The 10,000-nt window shown below is 75.8% G+C and carries 13 protein-coding genes; 12 read left to right on the top strand and 1 reads right to left on the bottom strand.

Annotation, left to right across the window (positions count from 1 at the left end; genetic code table 11):
- The 7 genes from VGB14_10205 to VGB14_10175 form a co-directional block, all read left to right on the top strand.
- The coding region (locus tag VGB14_10205; GenBank protein ID HEX9993288.1) for a hypothetical protein at positions 1-330 on the top strand (330 nt) is incomplete at its 5' end.
- A gap of 47 nt (positions 331-377) precedes the next feature.
- Positions 378-2,045 (top strand): CTP synthase, encoded by a 1,668-nt coding sequence (locus VGB14_10200; protein HEX9993287.1) that lies wholly within the window; start codon positions 378-380, stop codon positions 2,043-2,045.
- A gap of 2 nt (positions 2,046-2,047) precedes the next feature.
- Entirely contained in the window at positions 2,048-2,590 is a 543-nt protein-coding gene (locus tag VGB14_10195) for an NUDIX hydrolase (protein ID HEX9993286.1), read from the top strand.
- Complete coding sequence (locus VGB14_10190) at positions 2,568-3,515, top strand: site-specific tyrosine recombinase XerD (protein ID HEX9993285.1); 948 nt, start codon at positions 2,568-2,570, stop codon at positions 3,513-3,515. Before VGB14_10195 ends, VGB14_10190 begins: the two co-directional genes overlap by 23 nt.
- Before the next feature lie 11 nt (positions 3,516-3,526).
- On the top strand, positions 3,527-3,853 hold the full coding sequence (locus VGB14_10185) for a TraR/DksA C4-type zinc finger protein (GenBank protein ID HEX9993284.1): 327 nt from the start codon (positions 3,527-3,529) through the stop codon (positions 3,851-3,853).
- A gap of 61 nt (positions 3,854-3,914) precedes the next feature.
- Positions 3,915-4,517, top strand: a complete 603-nt coding sequence (locus VGB14_10180) for a site-2 protease family protein (GenBank protein ID HEX9993283.1) — start codon at positions 3,915-3,917, stop codon at positions 4,515-4,517.
- Positions 4,518-4,519: 2 nt separating this feature from the next.
- A complete protein-coding gene (locus VGB14_10175; GenBank protein ID HEX9993282.1) occupies positions 4,520-5,038 on the top strand; it encodes a hypothetical protein in 519 nt (172 codons plus the stop codon).
- A gap of 101 nt (positions 5,039-5,139) precedes the next feature.
- Here VGB14_10175 and trpS read toward each other — a convergent pair whose 3' ends face one another.
- Complete coding sequence (gene trpS / locus VGB14_10170) at positions 5,140-6,123, bottom strand: tryptophan--tRNA ligase (GenBank protein HEX9993281.1); 984 nt, start codon at positions 6,121-6,123, stop codon at positions 5,140-5,142.
- Between the two features lie 64 nt (positions 6,124-6,187).
- On the opposite strand from trpS, the gene VGB14_10165 reads away from it, so the two are divergent.
- Genes VGB14_10165 through VGB14_10145 form a run of 5 tightly spaced genes read left to right on the top strand, consistent with a single transcriptional unit; the run spans position 6,188 to position 9,956 of the window.
- Entirely contained in the window at positions 6,188-6,991 is an 804-nt protein-coding gene (locus tag VGB14_10165; GenBank protein HEX9993280.1) for a ScpA family protein, read from the top strand.
- Positions 6,988-7,587 carry an SMC-Scp complex subunit ScpB gene (scpB, locus tag VGB14_10160; protein HEX9993279.1) on the top strand — a complete coding sequence of 200 codons (600 nt, stop codon included), beginning with the start codon at positions 6,988-6,990 and terminating at the stop codon, positions 7,585-7,587. The genes VGB14_10165 and scpB overlap by 4 nt, the downstream gene beginning before the upstream one ends.
- Positions 7,580-8,515: a pseudouridine synthase gene (locus VGB14_10155; protein ID HEX9993278.1), complete on the top strand. Its 936-nt coding sequence runs from the start codon at positions 7,580-7,582 to the stop codon at positions 8,513-8,515. Before scpB ends, VGB14_10155 begins: the two co-directional genes overlap by 8 nt.
- Before the next feature lie 11 nt (positions 8,516-8,526).
- Positions 8,527-8,895: a chorismate mutase gene (gene aroH, locus VGB14_10150; protein ID HEX9993277.1), complete on the top strand. Its 369-nt coding sequence runs from the start codon at positions 8,527-8,529 to the stop codon at positions 8,893-8,895.
- Positions 8,892-9,956 (top strand): prephenate dehydrogenase/arogenate dehydrogenase family protein, encoded by a 1,065-nt coding sequence (locus VGB14_10145; GenBank protein ID HEX9993276.1) that lies wholly within the window; start codon positions 8,892-8,894, stop codon positions 9,954-9,956. Before aroH ends, VGB14_10145 begins: the two co-directional genes overlap by 4 nt.
- Positions 9,957-10,000 lie beyond the last annotated feature (44 nt).

Genomic DNA, 10,000 nt, shown 5'->3' with positions numbered 1-10,000 from the left:
GCCGTCGTCGCCGTCGCCGGCGCCCGCGCCCGGCTCGACGCCGTCGCCGTGGTCGTGGGGGCGTCGCTCGGGCTGGTGGTCGACGACCTCCGCGAGCGGCTCATGCTCGGCGACGCCGGCGCCAACGCCCTCGGCGGGGCGGTCGGCCTCGGCGTCGTCGTCGCCGCCGGCGCCGGCGGGCGGTGGGCGACCCTGGCCGGCGTGGCGGCGCTGAACCTGGCCAGCGAGGTCGTCTCGTTCAGCCGGGTGATCGACCGGTTCGCGCCGCTGCGGGCGCTCGACCGGGCCGGGCGACTGCCATCCACCCGCGACGGCGGGGCGCCGCGGTAGGTTGGGATCCCGTTGAGCGCCACGGTCGCACCGAGGAGGCCAGCGGGATGAGCGCCCGGACCAAGCACATCTTCGTCACCGGCGGGGTGGCGAGCTCACTCGGGAAGGGCCTCACCGCCTCCTCGCTGGGCCGCCTCCTCACCGCCCGCGGGCTGCGGGTGAAGCTCCAGAAGCTGGACCCGTACATCAACGTCGACCCCGGCACGATGAACCCGTTCGAGCACGGCGAGGTGTTCGTCACCGACGACGGCGGCGAGACCGACCTCGACCTCGGGCACTACGAGCGGTTCACCGACGTCGCCCTCTCCCGCGACTCCAACGCCACGACCGGGTCGATCTACCAGGCCGTCCTGAACGCCGAGCGCCGGGGCGACTACCTCGGCCGCACCGTGCAGGTCATCCCCCACATCACCGACGAGATCAAGCGCCGCATCACGAGGCTCGACGACGACGAGACCGACGTGGTCATCACCGAGATCGGCGGCACCGTCGGCGACATCGAGATCCTTCCGTTCCTCGAGGCCATCCGGCAGTTCCGCCTCGACGTCGGCCGGGACAACGTCTGCTACGTCCACGTCACGCTCGTGCCGGGGATCGGCCCGTCGGGCGAGCAGAAGACCAAGCCCACCCAGCACTCGGTGACCGACCTGCGCAGCCGGGGCATCCAGCCCGACGCCATCGTCTGCCGGTCGTCCACGCCGATCTCCGACGCCCTGAAGCGCAAGATCTCCGACCTGTGCGACGTGCCCTTCGACGCCGTCGTCAACGCCGCCGACGCCTCGAACATCTACGAGATCCCGCTCGTCCTCCACGAGGAGGGCCTGGACACGGCCGTCTGCCGGCTCCTCGGGTTCGCCGACCGGCGCTGCGACCTGTCCGAGTGGGAGGCGCTCGTCCGGCGCATGGAGGCGGCCACCCGGCGGGTGCGGATCGGCATCGTCGGCAAGTACGTCAGCCTGCCGGACGCCTACCTCTCCGTCGTCGAGGCGCTCCGCCACGGCGGCTTCCACCACGGCGCCAGGGTCGACATCGACTGGGTGCAGGCCGAGGACGTGGAGGGGCTGCTGGCCGAGGGCCGGCTGCGGGACCTCGACGGGATCGTGATCCCCGGCGGCTTCGGGTCGAGGGGCATCGAGGGGAAGATCGCCGCCGCCGCGTGGGCGAGGGAACACGGGGTGCCGTGCCTCGGCCTCTGCCTCGGCATGCAGGTGATGACCATCGACTTCGCCCGCAACGTGCTCGGCCTGGGCGGGGCCAACTCGAGCGAGTTCGACCCGCACGCCCCGCACAAGGTGATCGACCTCATGGAGACCCAGCGGGGAGTCACCGACCTCGGCGGCACCATGCGGCTCGGGGCCTACGTGGCCGAGCTGGAGCCCGGGTCGCAGGTGGCCGGCATCTACGGGAGGACCGTCGTGTCCGAGCGCCACCGCCACCGCTACGAGTTCAACCCCGCCTACCGCAACCGCTTCGTCGCCGCCGGGCTGCGGTGCTCCGGGTCGTCGCCCGACGGGCGCCTCGTCGAGTTCGTCGAGCTCGTCGGCCACCCGTTCTGGGTCGGCACCCAGGCCCACCCGGAGTTCAAGAGCCGCCCCAACCGGCCCCACCCGCTGTTCCGGGACCTCGTGGCCGCCGCCCTGGAGCGGGCCGAGGGCCGCAAGCCGCCGCTGTTCGACGTCGACGTCGTGCCCGAGCCGGCCGTCCCCGTCGCCTGAGGGTGGGGGGCTTCCGGCAGGTCGACGAGCGCGAGGTCTGGCGGGGGCACGTCGTCACCGTCGTCGAGGGCACGTTCGAGGCGCCCGACGGCGAGCGCTTCGAGCGGGAGGTGGTGCGCCACCCGGGCGCCGTCTCCGTCGTCGCGGTCGAGGACGGGTCGGCCGTGCTCGTGCGGCAGTACCGGGCGGCGATCGACCGGCTGCTGCTCGAGATCCCGGCCGGCAAGGTCGACGCCGACGACGGCGACCCCGAGTCGACCGCCCACCGGGAGCTGGCCGAGGAGGTCGGGCTGCGGGCCGGCCGGCTGACCCGGCTGTGCGAGTTCTTCAACACCCCCGGCTTCTGCGACGAGCACGCGCACGTGTTCCTGGCCGAGGACCTGTCGTCGGTCGGCACCGACCTCCAGGGGGTGGAGGAGCAGCACATGACCGTCGAGCGGGTGCCGCTCGCCGACGTGCCGGCGAGGATCGCGGCCGGCGACATCGTCGACGCCAAGACGATCATCGGCCTGCTGCTGGCCCGTGAGCGCCTCGGCGTCCGCTGACCCGCCGCCGCCCCTGCCCCTCGAGGCCGAGGAGTTCCTCTCCTGGCTGGCCGCCGAGCGGGGGCGGTCGCCGTCCACCCTCGCCGCCTACCGCCGTGACCTCCGCGCCTACTGGGCCCACCTGGTCGCCGCCGGGCTGGGCCTCGACGACGTGGACGAGCCGGTCGTCACCGGGTACGTCGCCCGGCTGCGGGCCGAGGGCCGGGCGCCGGCCAGCGTCGCCCGGGCGACCGTCGCCGTGCGCTCGCTGCACCGGTTCCTCGCCGAGGAGGGGCTGACCGGGAGCGACCCCGGCGCGGACGTCGCCACCCCTCGCGTGCCCGCCGGGCTCCCGAAGGCGCTGTCCGAGGACGAGGTGGGGGCGCTGATCGCCGCGGTAGTCGGCGACGGCGCCGTCGCCCGGCGGGACCGGGCCATCCTCGAGGTCCTGTACGGGACCGGGCTGCGCATCTCGGAGCTGGTCGGCCTGTCGCTCGCCGACGTCGACCTCGGCGCCGCGCTGCTGCGGGCCTTCGGGAAGGGGTCGAAGGAGCGGGTCGTCCCCCTCGGTCGCATGGCGCGCGAGGCGCTCGCCGCCTGGCTCGGCCCGGGCGGCCGGCCCGAGCTGGTCCCCGGGCGCTGGGCCCGGCGGGGGGACGCGGAGGCCGTCTTCCTGAACGCGAGGGGTGGCCGGCTGACCCGCCAGGGGGCCTGGGGGGTGGTGCGCAAGCACGGCCGCCGGGTCGGGCTGGACGACCGCCTGACCCCCCACGTGCTGCGCCACTCGTGCGCCACCCACCTGCTCGACCACGGGGCCGACGTGCGGGCCGTGCAGGAGCTGCTCGGCCACGCGTCCATCTCGACGACGCAGGTGTACACGATGGTGTCGACCGAGCGGCTGTGGCAGGTGTACGAACGGTCCCACCCCCGCGCCCGTCGGCGCTAGCCTGGTCCGCCATGCAGGAACAGGTCGTCGCCACCCTGCGCGCCTCCCTGGAGGAGGAGCGCGAGTCGCTGCGGCGCCAGCTGCAGGAGCTGGTGCCGGAGGGGCGCGGCTTCCTGACCTTCGACGAGAACTTCGCCGACTCCGGCCAGGTGGCCGCCGAGCAGGGCGAGGTCAAGGTGCTCGTCAACTCGCTGCGTGACCAGCTGGTCGAGGTCGAGCGGGCGCTCGGCAAGATCGACGGCGGCTCGTACGGCCGCTGCGAGGTGTGCGGCCGGGACATCGCCGAGCCCCGCCTCGAGGCCATGCCGGCCACCCGCTTCTGCATCGACCACGCCTGAGCCCCGCCGGTGAGCGGGCGGCGACTCCGCCGGGCGGGCGGCGGCCCGTAGCCTCGGGGTGGTGAGCACGACCACCGTCCTGCTGATCGCCGTGCTGGTGCCGTCGGTGATCCTGCACGAGGTGGCGCACGGAGTGGTCGCCCTCGGCTTCGGCGACGACACCGCCAAGCGGGCCGGCCGCCTCACGCTCAACCCGCTGCCCCACGTCGACCCGTTCGGCACGATCCTGCTGCCCGCCCTGCTCGCCCTGTCCGGCGCCGGGGTGATCGGCTGGGCCAAGCCCGTGCCCGTCGTCCCGTCCCGCCTCCGCGACCCCCGCCGCCAGCTGCTGTGGGTCAGCCTCGCCGGACCGGCCACGAACCTGCTCCTCTCCCTCGCCGCCGCGCTCGCCCTGCGGGCCTTCGACCCGCACGGCGACGTCCGCCTCGCGCTGGTGCTCACCGGCGTCGTCAACGTGGTCCTCGCCGTGTTCAACCTGCTGCCGGTGCCGCCCTTCGACGGGTCGGCGCTGGTCGAGCGGTTCCTCCCGGCCCGCGTGCTGCCCGCCTGGCACCGGGCCAGGCGCTGGTCGATGGGGGTGGTGCTGGCCGTGATCCTGCTGGCGCCGCGCGCCCTCGACGGTGTGTTCGGCTGGGCCATCGACCGCTGGGCCGGCCTGCTCTGACGGTGGGCGGGGCGGCGCACCTCGTCCGGCGCTTCGCCGGGTCGCTCTGGCCGTTCGGCCCGCCGGCCGGCGACGACGCCTGGGCCCGCTCCCACCTCGTGGCGGGGGAGGCGGACCTGTGGGGGCGCATGTCGAGGGCCGACCGGCGGCACGCGGTCGGCGTGGCCCGGCGGGCCGCCGCCGCGCTCGGCGACCGGGCCGACCGGCCGGTGGTGGCCGCCGCCCTGCTCCACGACGTCGGCAAGGTCGAGGCCGGGCTCGGCACCTACGGCCGGGTGGTGGCCACCCTGGCCGCCATGGTCGCCGGCCGCGAGACGGCCGGCATGTGGTCCGAGGGGCGGGGCTTCACCCGCCGGGTCGGCCTCTACCTGCGCCACCCGGACATCGGCGCCGACCTCCTCGCCCTCGCCGGCAGCGACCCGGTGACGGTCGCCTGGGCGAGGGAGCACCACCTGCCGGCCGACCGGTGGAGCCTGCCGGCCGACGTCGCCGCCGCGCTGCACGCCGCCGACGACGACTGAGCCCGCTCGACCGCGCCGGCACGGGCGCCCGACGGCTCGGCCGCCTCGGCACGCGCGCCGGAAGAGGACCGAGCCGCGACTCGGGGGTCGTTCGGGCCGGCTCAGCCCCTGGGCACGAGGCCGACCGCGTCCCTGGCCCGGGCCAGGGTGGCGACCGCCACCGGCTCCGCCTTGCCCGCGCCCTTGGCCAGCATGGCGTGGACCGTCCCGGGGTCGGCGGCCAGCTCGCGGTAGCGCTCCTGCACGGGCCGCAGCAGCTCGATCACCGCGGCCGCCGTGTCGGCCTTCAGCGGGCCGTACTGCGAGTAGCCCTCGGCCACCTGCTCGGGCGTCCGGTCGGTGGCGGCGGCCAGGATCGAGAGCAGGTTCGACACCCCGGGCTTCTCCTCGGGGTCGTAGACGACCTCGGTGCCGGTGTCGGTCACCGCCCGGCGGAACTTGCGGTCGATCACGGCCGGGTCGTCCAGGATGAGCACGGTGCCCTGGGGCGAGTCGGCCGACTTCGACATCTTCGCCGTCGGCCGCTGGAGGTCCATGACCCGCGCCGCCACCCGGGGGATGGCGGCCTCGGGCACCCGGAACACGTCGCCGAAGCGGGAGTTGAAGCGGATGGCGACGTCCCGGGTCAGCTCAAGGTGCTGGCGCTGGTCGTCGCCCACCGGCACCTCGTCGGTGTCGTAGAGGAGGATGTCGGCGGCCATCAGCACCGGGTAGGTGAACAGCCCGGCCGACACGAAGTCCTGGCCCTCGCTCTTCTCCTTGAACTGGGTCATCCGCCGCAGCTCGCCGAAGCTGGCCGTGCACTCGAGCAGCCAGGCGAGCCCGGTGTGCTCGGCGACGTGGCTCTGCGCGAACAGGGTGCACACGTCGGGGTCGAGGCCGACGGCGAGGTACAGGGCGGCCGCCTCGATCGTGCGGGCCCGCAGCCGCACCGGGTCCTGGGGGACGGTCAGCGCGTGCAGGTCGACGATGCAGAAGAACGAGTCGGCCTCGTGCTGCGCGAACGCGAACCGGCGCAGCGCGCCGAGGTAGTTCCCGAGGTGCAGGTCGCCGCTCGGCTGGATGCCGGAGAACACCCGAGGCATCCGCCGATCGTAGGCGGGGCGGGGGTGCGCCACCGGCCGGGTGCCCGCTCGTACGATGGCCGCCATGGCCTACGAGGTGTCGACCCCGGTGTTCGAGGGGCCGTTCGACCTCCTGCTCCACCTGATCCTGAAGGAGCAGGTGGACCTCTACGACGTGCCCCTGGCCAGGATCGTCGACGCCTACCTGGGCGAGCTCGACCGGATCCGGCGGGAGGCGGGCGCCGTCGACCTCGAGGTCGCCACCGAGTTCCTGCTCATCGCCGCCACCCTCGTGGAGCTGAAGAGCAGCCGCCTGCTGCCCGGCGCCGACGACGTCGACCTCGACGAGGAGCTCGCCCTCTGGGAGGAGCGGGACCTCCTCCTCGCCCGCCTGCTCGAGTGCAAGACGTTCAAGGACGCGGCCCTCGCCCTCGGCCGCCTCGCCGACCGGGCCGGGCGCTCGCTGCCCCGGGTGGCCGGGCCGGACGAGCGCTTCGCCGACGTGGCCCCCGACCTGCTGGCCGGGGTGGCGCCGGCCGACCTGCGGGCCGCGTTCCTGCGGGCGGTGGCCCCGAAGCCGGCGCCCCGGGTCGACCTCGACCACGTCGCCCCGATCAGGGCGAGCGTGACCGACGCCGTCGAGGAGCTGGTGGACGAGCTGCCCCGGGTCGGCCGCATCGGGTTCCGCCGCCTGACCGCCTCGCTGGCCGCCCGCCTCGACGTGGTCGTGCGCTTCCTCGCCATCCTCGAGCTGTTCCGCCGGGGCCTCGTCGACCTCCACCAGCGGGGCTCGTTCGGCGACATCGAGATCGTCTGGGTCGGGGCCGAGGGCGACGAGGACGGCCGCCCGCTCGTGGACCTCACCACCGTGGACGCGTACGAGGGATGACCGAGCCCGAGATCGCGAGGGCCATCGAGGCGATCGTCATGGTCGCCATCGACCCCGTCGACCCCCACCTGCTGGCCCAGCTCCTCGAGGTGGCGCCGGCCCGGGTGGACGAGGCGTGCGCGGCGCTGGCCGCCGCCTACCGGGCCGAGGGCCGGGGCTTCGAGCTCGTGCGGGTGGCCGGCGGGTGGCGCTACCAGAGCGCCGGCGACCTCGCCGCCTACGTCGAGCGGTTCGCCCTCGAGGGCCAGTCGGCCCGGCTGTCGGCCGCCGCCCTCGAGACCCTCGCCATCGTCGCCTACAAGCAGCCCGTGTCCCGGGCCCAGGTCGCCGCCATCCGGGGGGTGAACGTCGACGGCGTGCTGCGCACGCTCCAGCAGCGGGGCTACGTGGAGGAGGTGGCGAGGGACAGCGGGCCGGGCCAGGCCGTCCTGTTCGGCACCACCCGGCTGTTCCTCGAGCGGCTCGGGCTCGACGGCCTGGCCGACCTCCCGCCCCTCGGCGAGTTCGTGCCCGGGCCGGACGTCGCCGAGGCGCTCGAGCACTCGCTGCGCACGCCGCCCGAGGCCGGGGCCGAGGCCGACGCCGGGAGTGCCTGAGGCCGAGGGCGAGCGCCTCCAGAAGGTCCTCGCCAGGGCCGGGCTCGGGAGCCGGCGGGTGTGCGAGGAGCTGATCGAGGCCGGCCGGGTGACCGTCGACGGCGAGGTCGCCCTCCTTGGGCGGCGGGTCGACCCCGAGCGGGCGAGGGTGGCGGTCGACGGCGTGCCCATCGGCGTCCGGCCCGACCTCGTCCACTACCTGCTGAACAAGCCGGCCGGGGTGGTGACCACGGCCGCCGACCCCCAGGGCCGGCCCACCGTCGTCCAGCTCGTGCCGGCGGAGCCGCGGGTGTTCCCGGTCGGCCGGCTGGACGCCGACACCGAGGGCCTGCTCCTCCTCACGAACGACGGCGACCTCGCCCACCGGCTCACCCACCCGTCGTTCGGCGTGGACAAGGAGTACCTGGTCGCCATCGAGGGCCGGCCGACGAGGGCGGCCGTGCGCCGGCTGCGGGAGGGGGTGGACCTGGAGGACGGGCGGACGGCGCCGGCCAGGGTCGCCCAGGTGGGGCCGTCGCTGCTGCGGATCACGATCCACGAGGGGCGGAACCGCCAGGTCCGGCGCATGTGCGAGGCCGTCGGCCACCCGGTGACCCGGCTGGTGCGCACGAGAATCGGCCCGCTGGCCGACCGCCGCCTGCCGCCCGGCGCCTGGCGCCGCCTGGAGGTCGACGAGGTCCGGGCGCTGGAGCGGGCCGCCGCCGGTGGCCCGGCCGCCGGCCGCGAGGCCCGGGGCGGCGAGGTCCCAAGCGGCGAGGCCCGAGGCGGCGAGGCCCAGAGCGGCGAGGACCGGAGCGGCGAGGCCCCGAGCGGTGACTCTCGAAGCGGGGAGGGCCGCGGCGGTGAGGCTCCGAGCGGGGAGAGCCGTGGCGGCCAGGCCCGGGGCGGCGACGGGCCGGGCACGGAGGCGGGGCGGGCGGGGCAATAGCATCGGCCGTCGTGCCCCCCGCCGTCCGAGCCCTCCGAGGGGCGACCACCGTGGACGCCGACACCCCCGAACAGGTCCGCGAGCGCGTCGTCGCGCTGCTCTCCGAGCTGATGGCCCGCAACGGCGTGGTGGAGGACGACCTGATCAGCGTGCTGTTCACGGCGACGGCCGACGTGCGCTCGATGTTCCCCGCGGAGGCGGCCCGGGCCGTCGGCTTCGGCGCCGTCCCCCTGCTCTGCGCGCAGGAGCTGGACGTGGACGGCGGCAAGCCCCGCTGCATCCGGGTGCTGATCCACCTGACGACCGAGCGGGCCAGGGACGAGCTCGAGCACGTCTACCTCGAGGGGGCGGTCGACCTGCGGCTGGACCTGGCCCAGTGACGCCGAGGGCCGCCGTCGTCGGGACCGGGCTGGTCGGCGCCTCGGTCGGCCTCGCCCTGCGCCGCCAGGGCTGGCACGTCACCGGCACCGACCGGGACGGGGCGAGGGCCGAGCGGGCCAGGGAGGTCGGGGCGGTCGACGCCGTCGGCCTCGACCCGGCCGCCGACCTCACGGTGGTCGCCACCCCGGTGGGCGCGGTCGCCGCCGAGGCCGCCGCCGCGCTGGCCAGGGGGCCGGGGGTGGTGACCGACGTCGGCGGGGTCAAGGCGCCGGTCGTCGCCGCCGTCGGCTCGCCCCGGTTCGTGGGCGGCCACCCGATGGCCGGCTCGGAGCAGGACGGGGTCGACGGGGCCAGCGCCGACCTGTTCGAGGGCGCCACCTGGGTGCTGACCCCGACGGCCGACACCGACCCCGACGCCTACGCCGCCGTCCACGCCGCCGTCACCTCGCTCGGGGCGGAGGTCGTCGCCCTCCCACCCGAGCGCCACGACGAGATCGTCGCCGTCGTCTCCCACGTGCCCCACCTGACGGCGGCGGCGCTCATGGCCCTCGCTGCCGAGGGGGCGGGGGAGGACCCGGCGCTCCTGCGCCTGGCCGCCGGCGGGTTCCGGGACATGACCAGGGTCGCCTCCGGCACGCCGGCCATCTGGCCCGACGTGTGCGGCGAGAACCGGGACGCCATCGTCGCCGCCCTCGACCGCCTCCTGGCCACCCTCGCCGACGTTCGGGCCGTGGTGGCGGCCGGCGACCGCCGGGCCCTGCTCACCGCGCTGGAACGGGCGAGGTCGGCCCGGTCGAACCTGCCGGCCCGGTGGGCCCGGCCGGCCGGCCTGGTCGAGCTGCGGGTCCCGGTGCCCGACCGGCCCGGCGTGCTGGCCGAGGTCACCACCCTGGCCACCGACCTCGGCGCCGACATCGCCGACCTCGAGATCGCCCACTCGGCCGAGGGCGACCGGGGCGTGCTGCTGCTCCTCGTCGACGGCGAGGCCGGCGCCCGCCTGCGGGACGGCCTGGCCGCCCGCGGCTACCGGGCCTCGGTCGCCCCGCTGGGGCGCCCGTGAGCGCCACCCTCACCGTCACCGGCCCGACCCCGGTCCGCGGCCGC

It is taken from the genome of Acidimicrobiales bacterium, assembly GCA_036399815.1.
Taxonomy (GTDB): domain Bacteria; phylum Actinomycetota; class Acidimicrobiia; order Acidimicrobiales; family DASWMK01; genus DASWMK01.
The sequence above is the reverse complement of the archived record's forward strand: the minus strand, read 5'-3'. Positions and strand labels throughout refer to the sequence as shown.

Coding starts and splice junctions, on each gene's coding strand:
- VGB14_10200 (HEX9993287.1), top strand. CDS start 378: ATGAGCGCCCGGACCAAGCACATCTTCGTCACCGGCGGGGTGGCGAGC.
- trpS (HEX9993281.1), bottom strand. CDS start 6,123: ATGCCTCGGGTGTTCTCCGGCATCCAGCCGAGCGGCGACCTGCACCTC.
- VGB14_10185 (HEX9993284.1), top strand. CDS start 3,527: ATGCAGGAACAGGTCGTCGCCACCCTGCGCGCCTCCCTGGAGGAGGAG.
- scpB (HEX9993279.1), top strand. CDS start 6,988: ATGACCGAGCCCGAGATCGCGAGGGCCATCGAGGCGATCGTCATGGTC.
- VGB14_10165 (HEX9993280.1), top strand. CDS start 6,188: ATGGCCTACGAGGTGTCGACCCCGGTGTTCGAGGGGCCGTTCGACCTC.